The sequence below is a fragment of the Rhizobium fabae genome, from assembly GCF_003985135.1.
Classification (GTDB): domain Bacteria; phylum Pseudomonadota; class Alphaproteobacteria; order Rhizobiales; family Rhizobiaceae; genus Rhizobium; species Rhizobium pisi.
This window is the reverse complement of sequence record NZ_ML133646.1, coordinates 369139-389979: the sequence shown is the minus strand read 5'-3', so window position 1 is coordinate 389979 and position 20841 is coordinate 369139. Positions and strand designations below refer to the sequence as shown.

Here is a 20841-nt window from a genome sequence, read left to right as displayed (position 1 = left end):
GCAGCCGATCATGAAGGAACTCTCCGCAGCCGAATTTGGCCGACGCTTGGCGCATCTGCTGGTCAGCCTGTTCATCCTCCTATGTGTGACCTTCGTGATCGGCCGCGTCCTGCCCACAGACCCCGTCGGCGCGATCGTCGGCGAGCTCGCAGATCCCGCCGCCTATGCGGCGATGCGGGCGCGTCTCGGCCTCGATCTCCCGATCTACCAGCAGTTCTACCTCTATCTCTACGGGCTGGCGCACGGTGATTTCGGCACGGCCGCTCTGACCGGCAATCCGGTCTCTGCCGACCTCGCCCAGGCCTTTCCGGCGACGTTCGAGCTTGCAACGCTTGCCGTGATCATTTCGACATTCGTCGGCGTTCCGCTCGGGCTTACTGCTGCCCTTTTCCGCGACAGCCTGATCGATAAGCTTGCCCGCGTGATCGCCCTCGTCGGGCATTCGGTGCCGGTCTTCTGGTTTGGCATCGTCGGGCTCGTCATCTTTTATGCGGGTCTGAACTGGGTCGGCGGGCCGGGCAGGGTCGACGTGTTCTACGAAGGCCTCGTCACGCCACAGACCGGGCTGTTGCTGGTCGACAGCCTGCTGCAGGGCGAGACTGAAATCTTCTGGAATGCGCTCGGCCATATCATCCTGCCGGCTTTCATCCTCGCTTACGCGGCGATGGCCTATATCACCCGCATGACCCGCAGCTTCACGCTGGAGCAGTTGAGCCAGGACTATGTGATTGCCGCCCGCGCTAAAGGCGTGAGTCCGACCGGCACGATTTTGCGCCACGTCCTGCCGAATATCGCGGTGCAGCTGATCACCATTCTCGCAATTTCCTATGGCGGGCTGCTCGAAGGCGCTGTCGTGACCGAGATCGTCTTCTCCTGGCCGGGCATCGGCCAGTACATGACCAACGCGCTGATGATCGGCGATATGAACGCCATCGTCGCAGCCACTATTATCGTGGGATTCATCTTTATGTTGCTGAACTTCCTGGCCGACGTCGCCTACGCCGTGCTTGATCCGCGTATGAGGGAGGCAACCCGATGAGCGATGCCGTCCACAGCGAGATTCGCATCCGGCCTCCGAGCGTGCCGAGCCGTGTTGCTGCCTCTTTTGCGCGCGCCGGCCGTAAATTGGCCGACGAGCCGCTTGGTCTCGCCGGCTTCGCCGTCCTCGGCATCCTCTGCGTCGTGGCGATTTTCGCGCCGCTTCTGGCGCCCTATGATCCGACCATTCAGGCGCTTGGCGATGCTTTGCAGCCTCCAAGCCTCGCTCATCCGGCCGGCACGGACGAGTTCGGCCGGGATATCCTTAGCCGCCTCATCTTCGGCACGCGCATCACCATTCAGACCGTGCTTGCGGTCTCGCTGATCGTCGGGCCGATCGGCCTCCTGATCGGTGTCGTCGCGGGTTTCTTCGGCGGCAATACGGATGCGTTTCTGATGCGCGCGACCGATATTGTCCTCTCCTTTCCGTCGCTGATCCTGGCGCTTGCCTTTGCCGCCGCGCTCGACGCGGGGTTGGGCACGGCGATCATCGCCATCTCGCTCACCGCATGGCCGCCGATCGCAAGACTTGCCCGGGCAGAGGCACTCGTCGTCCGAAACGCCGACTATGTAGTCGCCGCCCGCCTTTACGGCGCTTCGCCGATGCGCATCCTCCTTCTCTATATCGCGCCCATGTGCATTCCTTCAGTCATCGTTCGCCTGACGCTCAATATGGCGGGCATCATCCTGACGGCGGCCTCTCTCGGCTTTCTCGGGCTCGGCGCCCAGCCGCCCGCGCCGGAATGGGGCGCGATGATCTCCAACGGCCGCAAGTTCATGCTCGATTACTGGTGGGTCGCCGTCATGCCGGGTATCGCAATCCTGCTGACGAGCCTTGCCTTCAACATCGCCGGAGATGCTCTGCGCGACATTCTGGATCCCCGCCATGCAAGATCGTGATCTTCAGCCCGTTCTGTCAGTCAAGGGATTGAGCGTTCGTTTCGGAAGGGGCGCCGTGCCCGCCGTCTCCAATGTCAGTTTCGACGTCGGACGCGAACGTGTCGGCATTGTCGGAGAATCCGGCTCCGGCAAATCGACGACGGGCCGTGCCATCATGCGCCTTTTGCCGCCGGCCGCCATGCAATCCGCCGAGCGCCTGGATCTTGCCGGCAGTTCCTTGCTTTCGAAGACCGAGCGTCAGATGGGCGCGCTTCGGGGCAAGGATATCGCCCTGATCATGCAGGACCCGCGCTATTCGTTGAATCCGGTGCTTTCGATCGGCAAGCAGATCGCCGAATCCGCGCGCCTTCATCTCGGCCTTCGCGGAAGCCAGGCGCAGGATGCTGCCCACGCCATGCTGGCGCGCGTGCGCATCAGTGATCCGGATCGGGTCATGGCGCTCTATCCCCACCAGATATCAGGCGGCATGGGCCAGCGCGTGATGATCGCGATGATGCTGGTGGCCCGGCCGAAACTGGTGATCGCCGACGAGCCGACCTCGGCTCTCGACGTCAGCGTCCGCAAGGACGTGCTCCTGCTGCTCGATGAGCTGGTGCGAGAGAATAATTCGGGATTGCTGCTGATCAGCCACGACATTCGCATGGTGGCAGCCTTCTGCGAGCGGATCATCGTCATGTATGCCGGCAGGATCGTGGAAACCCTGACCAGCCTGGAAGAGGCTCGCCATCCCTATACCCGCGGCCTGATATCAGCGCTGCCCGACCCGAAGAACCCGGTTCGCCGGCTCGCGGTTCTCGACAGGGCGAAACTCGATCTGGAGACAGCGCAATGATCAATGTGCAGGATCTCGATGTCACCTTTGCGTCGGGCAAGAACAGGAATCATGTCGTCAGAGGCGTCAGCTTTCAGGTCAACCGGGGGGAGACCCTGGGCATCGTCGGCGAATCCGGATGCGGCAAATCGACGGTGCTGCGTTGCCTCGCCGGAATGGAAGGTAGCTGGACGGGCCAGATCGAGCTCGGCGGAAAGCCGATCGGAAAGAAGCGCTCCCGCGAGGAACTGACCATCGCCCAGATGGTGTTTCAGGACCCTTATGGATCCCTCCATCCCCGTCATCGCATCGGCACCGCATTGGCGGAACCGCTACGCGCAATGCGGCATTCCGATATCTGGTCAAAGGTCGAAAAGGCCCTGGTCCAGGTCGGTTTACCCGCGAGTTTTGCAAGCCGTTTTCCGCACGAGCTTTCCGGTGGCCAGAGGCAGCGCGTCGCCATCGCCCGGGCACTCATCCTGTCACCGCCGATCCTGTTGCTCGACGAGCCGACTTCGGCGCTCGATGTCTCCATCCAGGCCGAAATTCTGAACCTGCTTGCCGATCAGCGCGAAGAGAAGGGACTGACCTATCTGCTCGTCAGTCACGACCTCGCTGTCATCGCGCATATGTGCGACCGGGTGTTGATCATGAAGAACGGCGGCTTCGTGGATGAGCTTACCAAGGAAGATCTGCAGGCCGGCATCACGCATGATGCCTATGCGCGAGAGCTCTTTGAGGCAAGCTTCATCGAAGCTTGATGGGGATCGACCCACAAAACGTCAGGCTGCTTTGCAATAGCTTGCGAAAGCGTCGAGGAAACGGCGCATCTCGTCCTGATGCCGAGGCTCGGAAAGATGCTTGCCAATCTCGTCCGGGGAAAGCTTCATCAGGTGGAACCGAAGGAAGAGCTCCTCGTTGAATCGATCGCTGAGCGTGGCGAGAACGACGCGTAGCTGGTGCAGCATGTCATCCCCTCTATGGGATGCGTGCGCAAGCACGATCGGTTTGCCGATCGCCTCGTCACGGGAGACAAGCCAGTCGATGGCGTTCTTCAACCCGCCAGGAATTGACCTGATATATTCGGGACTGGCCAGGATCAGTCCATCTGCATCCGCTATAGCTCTTGCAAGCGCCGCCACTTCAAGCGGAGGCTCCGGAAACTCCAGATCGGGCGAAAAGACCGGAAGTTCCCCCACGCGGTCATAGACCGAGACCGTATGCGTCGAACCGGCAGCCGACTGCAGCGCATGCAGCAGGGCCGTATTGGTAGAGGCTCTGCGAGCGCTGCCGGAAATTGCCAAGAATTTCATGGTGTCGGTATAACCTCCGGCCTCGTGCGATCGGCTCAAATCTGGTCAGCGGCAGTCGGGCGGCTGGCGACGGCGACGCTGCCCCTTTCGACGAGATGACAGGAAAGCTCGACGCGCCGCCGCGGAGTCGCAAGGCCGAGCATCATGTCACGCAGCAGATCGAGCGCGGTGGCGCCGAGTTCGCGCATCGGAATATGCACCGTCGAGAGCGGCGGATTGAGAAAGGCTGATTGCGGCAGGTCGTCTATGCCCATGACCGAGATGTCCCGCGGCACGGCATAACCCGCCGCCTGCAATCCGCGCACGGCGCCGTCGGCAAGACTGTCGCCCGCCGTCAGGACGGCAGTGAAGAACAGGCCCTTCTGGCGGACGAGCCGGGTGATCGCCTCTGCACCGAGTTCCGGCAGCCAGTCGTCGACTTCGAGCACCAGATCGGCACCGGCTTTCAGCCCGTGATGCTGCAGGGCATCGCGCCAGCCCTCCAGACGCCGCTCGATCGTCCGTCGCCCCGGCCGCAGCATGAACAGGATGCGTTCGTGCCCAGCCTTGATCAGCCGCTCGGCGGCGATGAAGGCGGCCGAGCGGTTGCAGGGCGTCACGCTCGAAAGCCGCATATAGGGATCGTCACTGTTGACGAGCACGACGGGTTTCCCAAGATTTGCGGCTGCTGCAAGCATATCTTCCTCGTCGACGGTCAGGATCAGCATGCCGCCGAAGCTCACGTCGTCACGCATTTCGGCGATGACGCGCGCTTCATCCCCTTTGTCGGCGACGGGGCGCATCGCCACCTCGATGCCGAGGGCGGATGCACGCGCATTCAGCCCTTCAAGAACGTAAAGCGTGAACTGGTTGCGGACATAGTCGATCATCGCGGCGCCGGAGGCGACGAGCATCACCTTCTTGCCCGCAACACTTGCCGGCAAGGCATAGCTGACGGCGCTCGCCGTTTCCAGCACCAGTTTGCGAATTTCCGGCCTTACGCCTTTTTCACCTGCCAGCGCTCGCGACACCGTGCTGATCGAGACGCCGCATCTGGCGGCAATGTCGTCGAGGCGCGTGCGCCTGCCTTTTTTCTGGTCCGCCGTCATAGGCATCTCCTCGCTCCCTCTCCCTTTATGCAAAAATCTTTCAGATTGCGCAAATGGAATGCCTATGCACAATTGTCGCGAGGAGTCCGCGACAAGCAACAGAGCAGGGAGGCTTTGAAGATGCGGTTTGACGGCCAGTCCATCCGTCGGCGTTTTGTCCGGCATTTCAAGGTTCGCGTGGGCTAAGCATGGCCGCCGAGCAGCAAGCCTATTTCCGCCGTGCAACGGCGAAGAATAACCCGATCGTCTATTGGCAGCTCGCCCATCTGTGGCAGGAGCGTTATGACGTCGACGACCGTCCGATGGAAGGCAGGATGGATCCCTTCTTCTTCGTCACCAAGACGAAGAACTTCATTCCTCATGAATATCCCTGCCGCACTGAATTCAAGCAAGCATTCTCCGGACGGCGGCCGCAGCCGGCCGCCGAATTCGAGGCCACCCGCTGGTGGCTTCCCTTCGGGTCCCCGCGCGTTGACCTGTCCGGCTTCTGGTTTCGCCCGACGCGCATCGGCTGCTGTGCACGCACCTTCCTGGATGCCCGGTCGGCGGGGCCTGCGACGCTTCGCCTGTCGACCTGTGGCGGCGCAATCCTCTTCGTCAACGGTGACGAACGGGGTTTCATGGCGCCCTACGAGCGCAACCTCGAGGCCCAACAGGTCTTCGAGGTCGAGCTGGCGGCTGGCCTCAATGAGATCCTCATCTATTTCGACGATCTCGCCGAGCGCGACGCCCGTTTCTATTTCCAGCTGGATTATCTCGAAGGGCCGGAGGTCGAAACGTCGGTTCCCGTTCCCGTCGCGGCCGGTGATGCGGATGCGCTTGAAGCGATCCTCGAAGGGATCAGGTTCGACCGCACCGCTTATTTCGGCGAGGATGTAACGATCCTTTTCCCCAAGCCGCTGCCGGTGGCGCTGACCTGTCATGTCGAGATCGAAGGCGACTTCATGTCGACCGAACGTTTCGACTATGATTTCGAACTGGAGAAAGGGGCGACGAGGCTTGATCTCGGCACGTCAGAGCGGATGCCGGCTGATTTCCGCCATTTCCGAATCGCCTTCAAGGCCGGCGAGTTTTCCATCGGCCGCACGCTCGGCGTCGAGATCTGTCACCCCCAGGGGGAAGCGCCCGCCGCGCTGGATGACCGCGTCGCCGAGGCGCTTGCCGAGGTCGCGGCGCATTCCGAGCCTGACACGGTCTGCGCCTTTGCGCGCCTGGCGCTGGGGCAGGGCGGCGAGGAGACCGAGGCGATGATCTCGGCCATGTTGCCGGTCATCGAGGACTGTCACGACTGTGCCGATTTCGTGCTCGTGCCGCTGCTGTTTGCCTATACGCGCTGGAGCGATCTACTGTCGCCGGGTCTGCGGGAAAGGATCGAGCAGGCCGTTCTCCGCTATCGCTATTGGATGGACGAGCCGGGCAACGACGTTCAGTGGTATTTTTCGGAAAACCACGCGCTTCTTTTCCATACCGCCGCCTATCTCGGCGGCAGGCTTTTCCCCAACGCCGTCTTCGTCCGTTCCGGCCGCACCGGCGTCGAGCAGATGAAAGTCGGCGAGGAGCGCGTGCGGGCCTGGCTCGATCACTTCGAGCGCTGGGAAATGGCCGAGTGGAATTCCGTTCCCTATTTCCCGATCGACCTTAAGGGCCTGACGGCGCTGGCCGCCTGCGCGCCTGACGAGACGATCCGTGCTCGGGCGAGTGCCAGCATCGTCCGCCTGATGGAGATCGTCGCTCGCTCGGCCCATCACGGCATGCTGACCGGCAGCCAGGGCCGTTCCTACGAACACACGCTGCGCCCCGGCCGCTCGGTCGAACTGTCAGCCATCGCCCGCCTTCTCTGGGGCCGTGGCTGGTATGGCCGGCGCGTCCACGCCTTGCCGCAGCTTGCCGTCTGCATCCGCGATCATGGATTGCGTTTCCCCGAGTCGCTGGCCGATATTGCCGCGCACCAATCCGACGACGCGCAGGAATGGACCTTTTCCCAGGGCGAGAACCGCTTCGCCGCGCTCTATCATTACAAGACGCGCGACACCGCGCTCGGCACCATTGCGCACTATCGACCCGGCGCCTGGGGCTATCAGGAGACGGTGCTGCATTTGCGCCTGGGCGACCGGCCGGAAGCACAGATCTGGATCAACCATCCCGGAGAAACCATCCAGTTCGGTTACGGGCGTCCGAGCTTCTGGGGCGGCTGCGGAACGCTGCCGCGCGTGCACCAGTATCGCGATCTGGCGATCCTCGATTTCGAGATCCATGAAGGCCAGCCGAATTTCACCCATGCCTGGTTCCCTGTCGAGGCCTTCGACGAAACCGCAGTTGACGGCAATCTGGCGCTTGCCCGCTCCGGCAACGGTCTAACGATGCTGATCGGCAGCGGAGCATTGACGCCGGTGAAGGAGGGCCCGACGACCGGTATGGAGCTGCGGCTCGCCGGCCGAAAAAGCCGCTGGATCGTTCGTCTCTCCGATCTCGAGCGCGACGGCGGCCTTGACGGCATGCAGGCGCGTTTCGCCAGGCTTTCGGCCCGCCGGGACGACGAGGGCGCACTGATCGTCATCGATCCGGATTATGGCCAGGTCGTCTTCGAAGAGGACGGTACCGTGCGCGCCGAAGGCCGTATTCTTCGTCCTTCGGACTGGTCGGTGCGGGGAGACGCGGTACATTTGGAGGTACCGGGCAGGCAGCCTAGGCGCGCGGCCTCGTAAGCGAGGTGTCCGGCAGGAGGAGGACCAGCCGGACATAGGAATTCATCGGTCAGGAGGAGGACAAAATGACCAGAATGAAATCGATCGGCGCGGCTTTCGCTGCGGTTCTTTTGAGTTCCGTTGCGGCCCACGCCGGCGACGTGCGTATCATGTGGTATTCCGACGGCGGCGAAGGCGATGTGATCAAGGACCTGCTGTCGCGCTTCTCGAAGGCCAATCCCGACATCAACATCATTCTCGACGAGGTCTCCTACAACGTCGTCAAGGAACAGTTGCCGGTGCAGCTGGAAGCCGGGCAGGGGCCGGATATCGCCCGTGTCACCAATTTGAAGGCGCCTGCGCAGCACTGGCTCGACCTTCGCCCCTATCTCACCGACGCGAAATACTGGGACGACAATTTCGGCGCCCAGGCCGATTGGATGCGCCCTGACGGTTCGAACGCCATCACCGGCTTCATGACGCAGCTGACGCTGACCGGCGGCTTCGCCAACAAGACGCTGTTCGATCAGGCCGGTGTCGAGATCCCCGGCCCGAAAGCCACCTGGGACGATTGGGCGGCGGCTGCCAAGAAGGTCGCCGACAGCCAGAAGGTCTTCGCCATGGCGATTGACCGCTCCGGCCATCGCGTCTCCGGCCCGAACATCTCCTACGGCGCCAACTACATCGCCGCCGACGGCAAGCCTGCGCCGATCGATCAAGGCGCCAAGGACTTCCTCGGCCGTTTCGTTAAGTGGAACGAGGACGGCACCATCAACAAGGACGTCTGGGTCAGCGCCGCCGGCTCTACCTACCGCTCCGCTGCCGAGGACTTCATCAATGGCGGCCTTGCCTATCTTTATTCCGGCAGCTGGCAGGTTTCGGGCTTCGCCCAGAAGATTGGCGATAATTTCGACTGGGTCGTGACCGGAAGCCCATGCGGGCCCGTTGCATGCTCAGGCATGCAGGGCGGCGCCGGTCTCGTCGCCGTCAAGTACACCAAAAACCCGAAGGACGTCGCCAAGGTGATGGATTACCTGGCGAGCGCCGACGTGCAGAAGGAGTTCGCCGAGCGCAGCCTGTTCATTCCGGCTCATAAGGGCGTCGCCTCCGGCCAGTTGGACTTCAAGACCGACAATCCGCATGTGAAGGCGGCGCTGAAGGCCTTCGTCGATGCCTCCGGCCAGACGGCGGCACCCGCCATGAAGCTGCCGGGCTGGAAGTGGTCGGACGCTTATTACAGCGCCATCGTCGCCCGCATCAGCCAGGTGATCGCCGGCGAAATGAAGCTCGACGACGCCTATGCCCGCATCGACGAGGACATCAAGGCGAAGGTCGCCGGCAACTGACGGAAGAATAGATAGCGGCGAAGATGGTTTCTTCAGAACCACCTGTCAAAACCGGTCTGCGGCAGGCGCTCCTTGCGCCTGTCCGGCTTGCCATGGGGCTCGTCGATATTCCCATGCGCGCCTGGCAGAAGCTGACGGGGCTGAACGGCATGGCGGGCGTTTTCCTGGCGCCCAACATGCTGATCTTCACCGTCTTCGTGCTCCTGCCGCTGGTCATCAACTTCATCTATTCGACGACGAGCGGCAGCGCCATCTTCCTGCAGAACAGGACCTATGTCGGCGCCGACCAGTACCGGATCCTCTTCGATTGCGGCTCTTATCTCGACCCCTCGACCTGTGCCGCCGACACCTTCTGGGCGGCCGTGCGCAACACGGCTGTCTTCGTCGTCTTCCAGGTGACATTGATGCTGGTCGCAGCGCTGGCAACGGCGCTGATCCTCAATCGAGCGCTTTCCAATCGCGGCTTCTGGCGCGCCGTCTTCTTCTTTCCGGTGCTTCTGTCGCCCGTTGTCGTCGGCCTGATCTGGAAATGGATATTGCAGCGCGAGGGTCTGCTGAACTATGCGCTGAGCCCCTTCGGCTTCGAGCCGTTCTCCTGGCTCAGCGACCGGTTCTGGTCCTTCTTCTTCGCCGTCTTCGTCTCGGTCTGGGCGCATATGGGCTTTTACGCGCTGATCCTGCTCGCCGGCCTGCAGGCGATCCCCAGGGATCTCTACGAGGCGGCGGCGATGGATAAGGCGAGCCCGACCCGCATCTTTCGGCGCATCACCCTGCCGCTGTTGATGCCGAACCTCATCGTCGTCCTGGTACTGGCGCTGATCCGCGCTGTGCAGATCTTCGACGAGGTCTTCGTGCTGACCGGCGGCGGGCCGGGCACCAGCACCATGTACATCACCCAGTATATTTACGAGACCGGCTTTGCGAGTTCATTGCGCAATCCGGGGCTTGCATCGGCCGCGTCGATCCTGATGGGCATCGTGCTTGTTATCCTGACGCTGATCCAGCTCGGTGTCAGCGCCCGCAACGAGAAGAAGAGAACACGCCAATGAGCGCTGTCGGCGCCTTCCTCCTTCGCCGCCGCGGGCGTGGCTGGCACTGGACGGATGTGGTCACCTGGATCTGGCTGATATCGGGCGTCTTTTTGATGTTCGGTCCGGCCGTCTGGCTGGTCTTCTCCTCGTTCAAGACGCCGGCAGCACTTGCCGAATTCCCGCCGTCCTTCTTGCCCTATGTTACTGAACAGGCTGATGTATCGGGCTACGACAAGCCGCTGCCGCTCTATAATGTCATCATGCCTGATGGTAGCACCCGCGTGCTTGCCGAAGTCCGCCGCATCGGTATCATCGGCCAGATGGTCGATCCGAAGCAGCCCGGTGAGATCGTCAAGGCCAACATCAAGGACCGCACGCCGGTGCGTAAGGTCGAATTCGCCGGCGGCAACTACACCGAACCATTCCAGCGCTTCGATTTCTTCCTGTTCTTGCGCAATTCCGTCTTCGTGACGGTCGCTGCGACGGCCATTACGCTGCTCGTCAATTCCATGGCCGCCTTCGCGCTCTCGAAATACCAATTCCCCGGCCGCACCGCCGTCATGCTGATGATCCTGGCGACGCTGATGGTGCCGCTCTCGGTCATCGTCGTGCCGCTCTATTCCGTCATCGGCACGTTGAACCTCTTTGACAGCCTTTGGGGCGTCATCCTGCCGACGGTCGCGACCCCGACCGGCGTTTTCCTGCTCAGGCAATACATGCTGACGATCCCCGACGAGCTGATCGACGCCGCCCGCATGGACAAGGCCAGCGAGTGGCAGATCTACTGGCGCATCATCCTGCCGTTGTCGGCGCCGGCGCTGGCGGTGCTGGCGATCTTCTCGGTCGTCTGGCGCTGGAACGATTTCCTCTGGCCGCTGATCGTGCTCTCACGCAAGGAACTCTACACGTTGCAGGTCGGCCTCAACGTCTATGCCGGTGAACTCAACGTGCAATGGCACTACATCCTCGCCATGACCGTCGTCTCGATGATCCCGGTGGTTCTGATCTTCGTCTTCCTGCAGCGCTTCATCACAACTGGTATTGCCGGTTCCGGACTGAAATAGGCGGGCTCATAATATGAAACAGGAGAGCGCATGAGCGGGCTCGAACTCAGGAACATCGTCAAGAATTTCGGCGCCGTCGAAGTCATTCGCGATGTCTCGCTTGCCGTCAACGACGGTGAGTTCGTCGCTTTTGTTGGCCCGTCCGGTTGCGGGAAATCGACGCTGCTGCGCCTGATCGCCGGCCTCGATAAGCCAACCGGCGGCAGCATCGCTATCGACGGCAAGGATGTCACCGGTATCACCGCCGCCGACCGCGGCCTTGCCATGGTCTTCCAGTCCTATGCGCTCTACCCGCATATGAGCGTGCGGGAAAATCTCGCCTTCGGCCTCGAAAACACCAAGGTGGCGAAGGCCGAGATCGAAGCGCGCATCGCCGATGCCGCACGCATGCTGGAGATCGAACCCTTCCTGCAGCGCCGGCCGGGCCAGCTCTCCGGCGGCCAGCGCCAGCGTGTCGCCATCGGCCGTGCTATCGTCCGCCGGCCGGATGCCTTCCTGCTTGACGAGCCGCTGTCCAATCTCGACGCCGAGCTCCGGGTCACCATGCGCGCCGAACTCGCGGCCCTCCACGCCCGCCTGAAGGCGACGATGATCTACGTCACCCATGATCAGGTCGAGGCGATGACGCTTGCCGATCGCATTGTCGTGCTGAGAGGCGGCAGGATTGAGCAGGTCGGAACGCCGCTCGAACTTTACAACAAGCCGGCGAACCGCTTCGTCGCCGGCTTCATCGGCGCGCCGCATATGAATTTCCTGGAGGGCGCAATCATCGGTCACGAGGGCGGGTTCACCCAGGTCGAAACTGTCGGTGGCCACCGCCTTTCCGCCATCGCGCGTGAAACTCGTCCGGTCGGCGAAAGGATCAGCATTGGCATCCGGCCGCAACACATCACCCTTGCCGATGCGGCTGCCGCGACGCGGCTGGACACCCGCGTCATCCTCGTCGAGGAACTGGGCTCCGAGACGGTCGTTCATGCCGACGCCGCCGGAAAGAAGCTGATTGCGGTCTTTGCCGGCCAGCAGCGGATGAGATCGGGCGATAGCCTGCCGCTCAATCTCGATCCCGCTGTGCTGCACCTCTTCGGCGAGGATGGCCAGCGCCTCTCCTAAAGCATATCGCAAAAAATGCGCAACGAGACGGGATGGGGAAGCGGACCGGGCGGGTAGGGAGCTCGTCTGCCGTTTCGTTGGCCATCGGGAGAAAGCGGAAAAATCCCGATGTTCTCCGGCACCACCGCGTCCGCTTGGCGCGGCCCGCAACCTCGATCTGAAAATGCGCATATCGGCAAGAAGGTTCCGGAAACGAACCCGATCCACCATGCTGGAAGAGCCGGTGCAGTCCATCGGCTCTTCCCTATTCGTCCTATCGCTCTAGCTTACAGAGTATCTGATGAAAGGAGAAAACCATGACCGACGCACCGAATACGGCGACCCCGGCGCGAAGAGTGTTGCGTGGCCGCCCCTACAGCATCAGCGAATTTGCCAGGAAATACCGGCTCGACGACAAGGAGGCGAAGCGGCTTTACGAAAAGTTCGGTCCATCCGCCACGGAGCTCGACCTGTTGATGGCGGCAAAGCGACGCCCGCCGGGCCTGCCGACCAGTCTCGATGCCTGACGCCCCATCATGAAGATCCGAACCGGAAGCTGCCTTTGCGGGGCGGTCGCCTATCAGGTGGAAGGCGAACCGCTTCGTGTCGGCCTCTGCCACTGCGCCGATTGCCGCAAATCGAGCGGCTCCGCCTTCGTTTTCTTTGCGGTCTGGCCGCGCCCGGCTTTCTCCCATAGCGGCGAGATCGCCAGCTTCGCCGGCCGTAGCTTCTGCCCCGTCTGCGGCAGCAGGCTTTTCTGCCTCAGGGACGATGAGGCGGAAATTCGCTTAGGCTCTCTCGACAGTCCGCCGACCGACCTTGCGCCCAGCTTTGAGGTCTGGATCAAGCGACGCGAACCGTGGCTGCATCCGTTGTCCGGCGCGGACCAATTTGCCGAGGATGCGCACTGACGGGCGCTTTTTGTCTTTGGTTTGCCGCATGCCTTGATCGCAAAACCGCCGCACAGTTTGCGCCCCATGCTCAAGCGCACAGAAACTTGACTTTCCTTACCAATATTTCATTTCACCTATCCGCAATTCCGTGCCAGTTCGGCGCGACGCTAATCGTCGGTTCATCTGCATTGTGATTATTTCGCTGTAGGGCCGGGACGGCCACTGACTGATCGAGGACGATATGAACAAAATCGTAAGCGGCAACGAAACCGGAGCAAAGGCTGGCGCAACGCCCGACCTCGCAGCGGTTCTCGCCGCGTCGGGAAGGCAAGGCAAGGGCCGCCGTTGGCGCGGGCGCCTGATCGTCCTTCTCGTCGTCATCGCCGCCGCCGCTATCGCCGCCTATGTCTATATGGGCCGCGGGCGCAGTGAAATGAGCTATTCCAGCCAGCCGGCTAAACGCGGCGACCTGACGGTGCTCGTCACCGCCACCGGCTCGGTGCAGCCGACTGAGCAGGTGGATATATCGAGCGAGCTTTCCGGCACGGTCCGCGACGTCAACGTCGATTATAACAGCACGATTAAAGCGGGCGATGTGCTTGCCCTCCTCGACACCAACAAGCTCGAGGCGGATGTGAAGAGCTCGCGCGCCAAACTCAACTCAGCCAAGGCGAACGTTGTCAAGGCCAATGCCGACATGCAATCGGCAGGAACCTCGCTCGAGCGGTTGAAGAGCCTGGTCAAGAGCAACGTCTCCACCCAGCAGAGTCTCGACGACGCCACCTACAAATATGATTCCGCCGTTGCCGCCAAACAGATCAACGAAGCCGAGGTGCTGGCCTCGGAGGCCGATCTGCAGCTTGCCGAGGTCAACCTCGCCAAGGCGAAGATCGTCTCGCCGATCGACGGGGTGATCCTCACCCGCTCCGTCAATCCGGGCGCCACGGTCGCAGCCTCGCTTTCGGCGCCGATCCTCTTCACCATCGCCGGCGATCTGAAGAAGATGGAGCTGCAGGTCGATGTTGACGAGGCCGATGTCGGCCATATCGCCGTTGGCCAGAAGGCGAAGTTTACCGTGGACGCCTATCCCGATCGGACTTTTCCGGCCGAGATCGAGCAGATCCGCTTCGCCTCCGAAGTGGTCAACAACGTCGTGACCTATAAGGCGGTACTGTCAGTCGATAATGCCGACCTGCTGCTGCGCCCCGGCATGACGGCGACGGCCGATGTCACCGTCGAGGCCGTCAAGGATACGCTGATGGTGCCGAACGCCGCGCTGCGCTACGCCCCGGCGCAGGCGGAACGGCGCGGTCGCGGCATTTTCGGCCTCTTCGGTCCGCCGCGCCAGCGCCGCGATTCCGGTCCGGCGCTGACGGGCGCCGAGCGCCGCGTCTGGGTGCTGCGCGATGGCCGCCCGACGCCCGTCGTCATCCAGGTCGGCTCATCCGACGGCCAGTTCACCCAGGTCGTCTCCGGCGACATCAAGGAGAACGACGCGCTGGTGACCGACGCCACGTTGCGGACGAATTAGGCGAGGGGACGCATGACAAGCTCGCCGCTCATCGAATTCAGGCAGGTCTCGAAAGTCTACGGCCAGGGCGAGGCGGCGATCCGCGCGCTCGACCATGTCGACCTTGCGATCAACGCCCATGAATTCGTCGCGATCATGGGGCCATCTGGCTCTGGAAAATCGACGGCGATGAACATCCTCGGCTGCCTCGACGTGCCGAGCGGCGGCGACTACATCTTCCAGGGCATCCCGACCAGTGGCTTCGACCGCGGCCAGTTGACACTGCTGCGCCGTCACATGCTCGGCTTCGTCTTCCAGGGCTTCAACCTCTTGTCGCGCACCTCGGCCGTCGAAAATGTCGAGCTGCCGCTGATTTATCGCGGCATGGCGGTGCGCGAGCGGCGTGACCGAGCCCACGAAGCCCTGGCGCTGGTCGGCCTGTCCGGCCGTGAACATCACAAGACGCAGGAACTGTCAGGCGGCCAGCAGCAGCGCGTTGCGATCGCGCGGGCCATCGTCACCGAACCGGCGCTGCTTTTGGCCGACGAGCCCACAGGCAATCTCGACACGAAGACCAGCGTCGAGATCATGGACCTGATGACGCGGCTGAACCGCGAGCAGGGCATCACCATCGTCATGGTCACGCACGAGCCCGATATCGCCGCCTATGCGCAGCGGCTGCTGCGGTTCGTCGACGGTAAGCTCGAGACTGAGGTCGAGCACCGCAGGAGAGCGGATCATGTTCTTTGAGACGCTGAAGCTCGCGCTGCGCGCCATCAGCCGCAACATGCTGCGCTCTTTCCTGACCGTGCTCGGCGTCGTCATCGGCGTCGCCGCCGTCATCGCGCTGGTGACGATCGGCAACGGCACGACCGCACAAGTCTCGACCGAGCTGTCACGGCTCGGCACCAACATGCTGTTCGTCCGTCCCGGCCAGTTCGGTCCCGGCCGGGCGAGCTCCGAGGCCAAGCGTTTCAGCATCAAGGACGTCGCGGCCATTCGCGACCAGATCGGCGGTCTCAGGGCGGTGGCGCCGCTCAACCAATCCACAGCGACCGTGATTTTCGGCGGCCAGAACCATTCGACCAGCGTCTCCGGCACCACCAACGATTATTTCGTCGCGCAGGACTGGGATCTGGCGCTCGGCCGCAATTTCCTGCCCTCCGAGGAACGCGGCCAGGCGCGCTGCATCATCGGCGAGACGGTGCGCTCGCAACTCTTCGGCAGCGCCGACCCCACCGGCCAGCAGATCCGCGTCGGCAAGGTCTCGTGCCCCGTCATCGGTGTGCTTGCCAAGCGCGGCCAGTCCGGCATGGGTACCGATCAGGACGATGTCGTCATCATGCCGGTCAAGGTGTTCCAGCGGCGCATCAGCGGCAACAGCAACGTTCCGCAGATCATCATCTCGGCGCGCGACGGTTTTTCCACTGCCAAGGTGCAGTCCGATGTCGAAAATCTTCTGCGCGAGCGCCGTAAGATCATTCCCGGCCGGCAGGACGATTTCAACGTCAACGACATGACGCAGATCGCCGAGGCGATGACCGGCACGACGACACTGCTGACCGGCCTGCTCGGTGCGGTCGCCGCAATCAGCCTGCTCGTCGGCGGCATCGGCATCATGAACATCATGCTGGTCTCGGTCACCGAGCGCACCCGTGAGATCGGCATCCGCCTGGCAATCGGCGCGCTCGAAAACCAAGTGCTCACTCAGTTCCTGGTCGAAGCCGTGGCGCTGTCGCTGTTCGGCGGCATCACCGGCATCGTGCTCGGCTTGAGCCTCGGTTTCGGCGCAGTGACGCTGCTGAAAGTGCCCTTCGTCTTCAGCCCCCTCATGGTCGCCGTCGCCTTCGTCTTCTCCGCGGCGATCGGCATGATCTTCGGCTATTTCCCAGCGAGAAGGGCGGCGCAGTTGAACCCCATCGAGGCGCTGCGGCACGAATAAAAAAGCCGCTCAGGCATGGCAAAACATATCTCGCCCCTCTACTCCTATGAACCGAATATAACCGCTATCGGAGGGCAGCATCGTGCCGCTCAACAGACTGCTGATCTACGCCAAAAACGTCGAGGAAACGGCGCGGTTTTATGAGAAGCATTTCGGTTTCAAGGCGATTGGCCTGCCCGGCGACAGGATCGTCGAACTGGCTTCTCAGGACGGCGGCGCGAATATAATGCTTCATCAGGCCGCTAAGGGTCAGCGGAGCGGCCAATCCACCGTCAAGCTCGTATTCGACGTGGAGGATGTCGAGGGCTTTTGCAGGCGATGCGCGGAGAATGGCCTGGAGTTCGGGGCTATTCACAAGGCTGACGGCTATATGTTCGCCAACGCCAAGGACCCATGTCAAAATTCGATCTCGGTTTCCAGCCGGGCTTTTCGAAAGCGTGCGGAAAGCGCTTGACCTCGAAGCCTTGTTATCTATCTGTCTCCATTATGATATATCAGTGAGACTTGCCTTCAATTCTCGGCTTGTCCGCGCGTGAAATATCAATTTGGGAGTCGGATTTTCGGCATGCAGACTTCACAGAGCCATCTTGCCTATCTCGCGCTGGAGCATCTGATCGTAACGCTGGCGCTGAAACCTGGCGCACTTGTCACCGAAAAGCAGCTGATCGATATGGCGGGTCACGGGCGTACGCCGGTTCGCGAGGCAATTCAGAAGCTCGCCTGGCAGGGGTTGATCCTGGTGAAGGCGCGTGTCGGGCTGCAGGTTGCCGAGATCGCGCCTGAGGACCATGGCAATGTCATGCAGGTGCGCCGCGAACTGGAGCCGATCGCGGCAGGCCTTGCCGCCGAACATGCGACCGACGAACAGCGCGCGCGCCTCGTCGAATGCGCCCGCGCGATGGAGGAATGCGCCGTCACGGGAGATCTCGCCGGCTTCTTCTCCGCCGACAAGGCTTTCGACGAAATCCTTGAGGATGCCTGTCCGAATGGCTTCATCATGGCAGCGCTTGGCCCGGTGCAGACCCATTCGCGCCGTCTCTGGTACTCCACCGCAAGCCCGGAACGCATGGATCGCTCGATCTCGCTGCATGTCGCCGTCATCCGCGCCATCCATGCGGGCAAGCCGGATGAGGCGCGCGCCGCCATGACGGCGCTGATCGACTATCTCGCCCACATATAGAAACGGCCCCGTTTCAGGAGCCGCTGTCAGATCTGGTTGTTAGTAGAGCGTCAGCCGACGAACGCGCGCTCGATGACGAACTCGGCGGGCTTGCTGTTGGCACCTTCATCGAGGCCGGCCTTTTCGAGCAGTTCCTTGGTATCCTTCAGCATTGCCGAGGAACCGCAGATCATGCCGCGGTCGATTGCCGGGTCGAGCGGCGGCACGCCGAGATCGGTGAACAGCTTGCCGGAGGAGATCAGATCGGTGATGCGGCCGCGATATGCGAAATCCTCGCGCGTGACCGTCGGATAATGCCGCAGCTTGTCGCCGACGACTTCCTTCAACAACTCATCGTTCTGGATCTCGTGCACGAGATCGAAGCCGTATTTCAGCTCGGCGACATCGCGGGTCGTATGGGTGAGGATGACTTCCTCGAACTTCTCATAGGTCTCGGGATCACGGATCAGGCTGGCGAAAGGCGCAATGCCCGTTCCCGTCGAGAACATGTAGAGACGACGGCCGGGTGTCAGCGCGTCGAGCACCAGCGTGCCGGTCGGCTTCTTGCGCATCAGCACCTGGTCGCCTGGTTTGATCGCCTGCAGATGCGAAGTCAGCGGGCCGTCCGGCACCTTGATAGAAAAGAATTCAAGTTCTTCGGCCCAGGCAGGGCTGGCGATCGAATAGGCGCGGAAGACCGGCTTGCCCTCGACCATCAGGCCGATCATCGCGAATTCACCGGAACGGAAACGGAAGCCCTGCGGCCGGGTCATCGTGAAGCGGAAGAGCCGGTCGGTATAATGCGTCACGGCAAGCACCGTCTCGGCGTAAACACCGGCGGGGATGGACGAGGCGAAGTCTTCGGTCTTTGCAGGCGCGTTCATTGCGGTAGAGGATCCCGTTTCGTCGGATGAACTATCGGATGCGAGGCAGATATTACATATCGGGCCGGAATTAAAGGCATTCCATTCCATCCAGCGCTCATGAAAGGAAATATGCGTGTTACTGTCAGGATTCAATGGCGGGCGGGGAATGTTATATTTCGCGCTGGCGAAGCCCGGCAAAGGATGCATATTAGAGCGGCGCGCCTTGCTATGGACGCCGGCTTTCGGCAAAAACGGTGCGACAACAAAGACCTAGGCGCCGAACCTGTACAGGAACAGGACCGGTGATGATGGCGAAAAAAGACGCTTGCCGGAGCGAGCGCGATAGGGCGGTCGGGGGAATATGAAGATTTTCAACTACAAGCGTGTTCCTTATGCGGAAATGCGCGCCTTTTCCGTCCATATCCTGACGGCTTCCGGCTCTTTCCTTGCATTTCTCGGCGTCGTCGCGGCTGCCGAGCACCGCTTTATCGACATGTTCTGGTGGCTGGGGCTTGCCCTTCTCGTCGACGGCATCGACGGTCCGATCGCCCGCAAGGTACGTGTCAAGGAAGTGCTGCCGAACTGGTCGGGCGATACGCTCGACAATATCATCGATTATGTCACCTATGTGCTTCTGCCGGCTTTCGCGCTCTATCAGAGCGGCATGATCGGCGAACCCTGGTCCTTCGTCGCCGCCGGCATGATTGTCGTCTCCAGCGCCATCTATTATGCCGATATGGGCATGAAGACGGAGGAGTATTTCTTCTCCGGCTTCCCCGTCGTCTGGAACATGATCGTCTTCACGCTGTTCGTCATCGATGCCAGCGCGACGACGGCGCTCGCCGTCGTCACCGTTTCGGTGGTGCTGACCTTCCTGCCAATCAATTTCCTGCATCCGGTCCGCGTCAAGAGGCTGCGCCCGCTCAATCTCGGCGTCTTTTTCCTGTGGTCGGCGCTCGGCATCTATTCGTTGCTGATGCATTTCGACACGCCTGAATGGGCGCTCATTCTCTTCATCGTGACCGGAATCTATCTTTACGTCATCGGCGCGGTGCTGCAATTCTTCCCGACCCTTGGACGCGAAGCTTAGGACAGGCAAGATGACGAAAACACAGGCGGTTTCATTCTCGAGGACGGGCGGGCCGGAGGTGTTCGACTATGTCGATGTCGATCTTCCGCCACCGTCTGTGGGTGAGGTGCAGATCAGGCAGGCGGCGGTCGGCCTCAATTTCATCGACGTCTATTTCCGCAACGGCACCTACAAGGCACCGCAACTGCCCTTCGTCACCGGCAAGGAGGGCGCCGGCACCGTGACGGCGGTCGGTCCTGGCGTCGAGGATTTCAAGGTCGGCGACCGTGTCGCCTATGCGAGCGCCGATGGTGCCTATAGCAGCGAACGCAACATCGAGACCCGGCATCTCGTCCATGTGCCGGACGGCATAAAGCTCGAAACGGCGGCCGCGATGATGCTGAAGGGCATGACCGCCGAATATCTGCTCAACCGCACCTTCAAAGTCGGTCCGGAAACCGTCCTCCTGTTCCATGCCGCGGCCGGCGGCGTCGGGCTGATCGCCGGCCAATGGGCAAAGGCGCTTGGCGCCACTGTCATCGGCACTGCGGGCTCTGAGGACAAGGTCGAGCTGGCGCTTGCTCATGGATACGACCATGTGATCAACTACAAGAGTGAAGATTTCGTCGGCCGTGTCCGCGAGATATCAGGCGGCAAGGGCGTGGATGTCGTCTACGATTCGATCGGCCGCGACACTTTTCCACAGTCGCTCGACTGCCTGAAGCCGCGCGGTCTTTTTGCCTCATTCGGCCAATCCTCCGGGCCGATCGAGAATTTCACCCTTTCGGCGCTGGCGCAGAGGGGCTCGCTCTTTGCAACGCGGCCAACCCTCTTCACCTATATCGCCGCCCGCCAGGAACTGATCGACAGTGCAAACGCGCTATTTGATGTTGTGCAAAGCAACAAAGTGCGTATCAATGTCAATCAAACCTATCCGCTGCGTGAGGTTGGGCGGGCTCACGCGGATCTGGAAGCAAGAAAAACAACAGGAACGACGCTGCTGATTCCATGAGATCCGAACGGACCGGTTGGCAGAAG

General features: G+C 61.8%; 21 protein-coding genes. 18 read left to right on the top strand and 3 right to left on the bottom strand.

Annotated elements, in window-relative coordinates:
- The first annotated feature begins 10 nt into the window (after window positions 1–10).
- From EFB14_RS04980 to EFB14_RS04965, 4 genes are read left to right on the top strand one after another with little or no spacing between them, the layout of a single operon-like run.
- On the top strand, window positions 11–1039 hold the full coding sequence (locus EFB14_RS04980; protein ID WP_126823241.1) for an ABC transporter permease: 1029 nt from the start codon (window positions 11–13) through the stop codon (window positions 1037–1039).
- The gene (locus EFB14_RS04975; protein ID WP_126823239.1) at window positions 1036–1938 is read left to right on the top strand and encodes an ABC transporter permease; all 903 of its coding nucleotides are present in this window, start codon (window positions 1036–1038) and stop codon (window positions 1936–1938) included. Before EFB14_RS04980 ends, EFB14_RS04975 begins: the two co-directional genes overlap by 4 nt.
- Window positions 1925–2770, top strand: coding sequence for an ABC transporter ATP-binding protein (locus EFB14_RS04970; RefSeq protein WP_126823237.1), 846 nt, complete (start codon window positions 1925–1927; stop codon window positions 2768–2770). Before EFB14_RS04975 ends, EFB14_RS04970 begins: the two co-directional genes overlap by 14 nt.
- On the top strand, window positions 2767–3510 hold the full coding sequence (locus EFB14_RS04965) for an ABC transporter ATP-binding protein (protein WP_126823235.1): 744 nt from the start codon (window positions 2767–2769) through the stop codon (window positions 3508–3510). The genes EFB14_RS04970 and EFB14_RS04965 overlap by 4 nt, the downstream gene beginning before the upstream one ends.
- A 21-nt stretch (window positions 3511–3531) precedes the next feature.
- Here EFB14_RS04965 and EFB14_RS04960 read toward each other — a convergent pair whose 3' ends face one another.
- On the bottom strand, window positions 3532–4062 hold the full coding sequence (locus EFB14_RS04960; protein WP_126823233.1) for an NADPH-dependent FMN reductase: 531 nt from the start codon (window positions 4060–4062) through the stop codon (window positions 3532–3534).
- 35 nt (window positions 4063–4097) lie between these two features.
- Entirely contained in the window at window positions 4098–5150 is a 1053-nt protein-coding gene (locus tag EFB14_RS04955) for a LacI family DNA-binding transcriptional regulator (RefSeq protein WP_126823231.1), read from the bottom strand.
- Window positions 5151–5338: 188 nt separating this feature from the next.
- Between EFB14_RS04955 and EFB14_RS04950 the strand changes: the two genes are divergently transcribed.
- The 12 genes from EFB14_RS04950 (at window position 5339) to EFB14_RS04895 (ending at window position 17889) form a co-directional block, all read left to right on the top strand.
- Entirely contained in the window at window positions 5339–7855 is a 2517-nt protein-coding gene (locus tag EFB14_RS04950; RefSeq protein WP_126823229.1) for a hypothetical protein, read from the top strand.
- 65 nt (window positions 7856–7920) lie between these two features.
- A complete protein-coding gene (locus EFB14_RS04945) occupies window positions 7921–9180 on the top strand; it encodes an ABC transporter substrate-binding protein (RefSeq protein ID WP_126823227.1) in 1260 nt (419 codons plus the stop codon).
- Window positions 9181–9191: 11 nt separating this feature from the next.
- Window positions 9192–10229, top strand: a complete 1038-nt coding sequence (locus tag EFB14_RS04940; protein ID WP_126823225.1) for a carbohydrate ABC transporter permease — start codon at window positions 9192–9194, stop codon at window positions 10227–10229.
- Window positions 10226–11275, top strand: a complete 1050-nt coding sequence (locus EFB14_RS04935; protein WP_126823223.1) for a carbohydrate ABC transporter permease — start codon at window positions 10226–10228, stop codon at window positions 11273–11275. The genes EFB14_RS04940 and EFB14_RS04935 overlap by 4 nt, the downstream gene beginning before the upstream one ends.
- Window positions 11276–11305: 30 nt before the next feature.
- Complete coding sequence (locus tag EFB14_RS04930) at window positions 11306–12385, top strand: ABC transporter ATP-binding protein (protein ID WP_126823221.1); 1080 nt, start codon at window positions 11306–11308, stop codon at window positions 12383–12385.
- Window positions 12386–12681: 296 nt separating this feature from the next.
- Entirely contained in the window at window positions 12682–12891 is a 210-nt protein-coding gene (locus EFB14_RS04925) for a hypothetical protein (protein WP_008526691.1), read from the top strand.
- Between the two features lie 9 nt (window positions 12892–12900).
- A complete protein-coding gene (locus EFB14_RS04920; protein WP_126823219.1) occupies window positions 12901–13275 on the top strand; it encodes a GFA family protein in 375 nt (124 codons plus the stop codon).
- A 223-nt stretch (window positions 13276–13498) separates the two neighbouring features.
- Complete coding sequence (locus EFB14_RS04915) at window positions 13499–14788, top strand: efflux RND transporter periplasmic adaptor subunit (RefSeq protein WP_126823217.1); 1290 nt, start codon at window positions 13499–13501, stop codon at window positions 14786–14788.
- Between the two features lie 12 nt (window positions 14789–14800).
- Window positions 14801–15517 (top strand): ABC transporter ATP-binding protein, encoded by a 717-nt coding sequence (locus EFB14_RS04910; RefSeq protein WP_126823215.1) that lies wholly within the window; start codon window positions 14801–14803, stop codon window positions 15515–15517.
- A complete protein-coding gene (locus EFB14_RS04905) occupies window positions 15507–16709 on the top strand; it encodes an ABC transporter permease (protein WP_126823213.1) in 1203 nt (400 codons plus the stop codon). Before EFB14_RS04910 ends, EFB14_RS04905 begins: the two co-directional genes overlap by 11 nt.
- A gap of 82 nt (window positions 16710–16791) precedes the next feature.
- Window positions 16792–17163, top strand: a complete 372-nt coding sequence (locus tag EFB14_RS04900) for a VOC family protein (protein ID WP_126823211.1) — start codon at window positions 16792–16794, stop codon at window positions 17161–17163.
- 111 nt (window positions 17164–17274) lie between these two features.
- On the top strand, window positions 17275–17889 hold the full coding sequence (locus tag EFB14_RS04895) for a GntR family transcriptional regulator (RefSeq protein ID WP_126823209.1): 615 nt from the start codon (window positions 17275–17277) through the stop codon (window positions 17887–17889).
- Window positions 17890–17939: 50 nt separating this feature from the next.
- On the opposite strand, the gene EFB14_RS04890 is transcribed toward EFB14_RS04895, so the two are convergent.
- Window positions 17940–18752 carry a ferredoxin--NADP reductase gene (locus EFB14_RS04890; RefSeq protein ID WP_125844647.1) on the bottom strand — a complete coding sequence of 271 codons (813 nt, stop codon included), beginning with the start codon at window positions 18750–18752 and terminating at the stop codon, window positions 17940–17942.
- Window positions 18753–19095: 343 nt separating this feature from the next.
- Between EFB14_RS04890 and pcsA the strand changes: the two genes are divergently transcribed.
- Window positions 19096–19824, top strand: a complete 729-nt coding sequence (gene pcsA / locus EFB14_RS04885; RefSeq protein WP_126823207.1) for a phosphatidylcholine synthase — start codon at window positions 19096–19098, stop codon at window positions 19822–19824.
- Window positions 19825–19834: 10 nt separating this feature from the next.
- Window positions 19835–20815: a quinone oxidoreductase family protein gene (locus tag EFB14_RS04880; RefSeq protein WP_126823205.1), complete on the top strand. Its 981-nt coding sequence runs from the start codon at window positions 19835–19837 to the stop codon at window positions 20813–20815.
- The last annotated feature ends 26 nt before the right edge of the window (window positions 20816–20841 follow it).

Excerpts from the sequence above, each read along its gene's own strand:
- EFB14_RS04890 (WP_125844647.1), bottom strand. The coding sequence starts at position 18,752 with ATGAACGCGCCTGCAAAGACCGAAGACTTCGCCTCGTCCATCCCCGCC.
- EFB14_RS04910 (WP_126823215.1), top strand. The coding sequence starts at position 14,801 with ATGACAAGCTCGCCGCTCATCGAATTCAGGCAGGTCTCGAAAGTCTAC.
- EFB14_RS04905 (WP_126823213.1), top strand. The coding sequence starts at position 15,507 with ATGTTCTTTGAGACGCTGAAGCTCGCGCTGCGCGCCATCAGCCGCAAC.
- EFB14_RS04930 (WP_126823221.1), top strand. The coding sequence starts at position 11,306 with ATGAGCGGGCTCGAACTCAGGAACATCGTCAAGAATTTCGGCGCCGTC.
- EFB14_RS04970 (WP_126823237.1), top strand. The coding sequence starts at position 1,925 with ATGCAAGATCGTGATCTTCAGCCCGTTCTGTCAGTCAAGGGATTGAGC.
- pcsA (WP_126823207.1), top strand. The coding sequence starts at position 19,096 with ATGAAGATTTTCAACTACAAGCGTGTTCCTTATGCGGAAATGCGCGCC.
- EFB14_RS04960 (WP_126823233.1), bottom strand. The coding sequence starts at position 4,062 with ATGAAATTCTTGGCAATTTCCGGCAGCGCTCGCAGAGCCTCTACCAAT.
- EFB14_RS04925 (WP_008526691.1), top strand. The coding sequence starts at position 12,682 with ATGACCGACGCACCGAATACGGCGACCCCGGCGCGAAGAGTGTTGCGT.
- EFB14_RS04935 (WP_126823223.1), top strand. The coding sequence starts at position 10,226 with ATGAGCGCTGTCGGCGCCTTCCTCCTTCGCCGCCGCGGGCGTGGCTGG.
- EFB14_RS04950 (WP_126823229.1), top strand. The coding sequence starts at position 5,339 with ATGGCCGCCGAGCAGCAAGCCTATTTCCGCCGTGCAACGGCGAAGAAT.
- EFB14_RS04980 (WP_126823241.1), top strand. The coding sequence starts at position 11 with ATGAAGGAACTCTCCGCAGCCGAATTTGGCCGACGCTTGGCGCATCTG.
- EFB14_RS04920 (WP_126823219.1), top strand. The coding sequence starts at position 12,901 with ATGAAGATCCGAACCGGAAGCTGCCTTTGCGGGGCGGTCGCCTATCAG.
- EFB14_RS04895 (WP_126823209.1), top strand. The coding sequence starts at position 17,275 with ATGCAGACTTCACAGAGCCATCTTGCCTATCTCGCGCTGGAGCATCTG.
- EFB14_RS04955 (WP_126823231.1), bottom strand. The coding sequence starts at position 5,150 with ATGACGGCGGACCAGAAAAAAGGCAGGCGCACGCGCCTCGACGACATT.
- EFB14_RS04975 (WP_126823239.1), top strand. The coding sequence starts at position 1,036 with ATGAGCGATGCCGTCCACAGCGAGATTCGCATCCGGCCTCCGAGCGTG.
- EFB14_RS04915 (WP_126823217.1), top strand. The coding sequence starts at position 13,499 with ATGAACAAAATCGTAAGCGGCAACGAAACCGGAGCAAAGGCTGGCGCA.
- EFB14_RS04965 (WP_126823235.1), top strand. The coding sequence starts at position 2,767 with ATGATCAATGTGCAGGATCTCGATGTCACCTTTGCGTCGGGCAAGAAC.
- EFB14_RS04945 (WP_126823227.1), top strand. The coding sequence starts at position 7,921 with ATGACCAGAATGAAATCGATCGGCGCGGCTTTCGCTGCGGTTCTTTTG.
- EFB14_RS04880 (WP_126823205.1), top strand. The coding sequence starts at position 19,835 with ATGACGAAAACACAGGCGGTTTCATTCTCGAGGACGGGCGGGCCGGAG.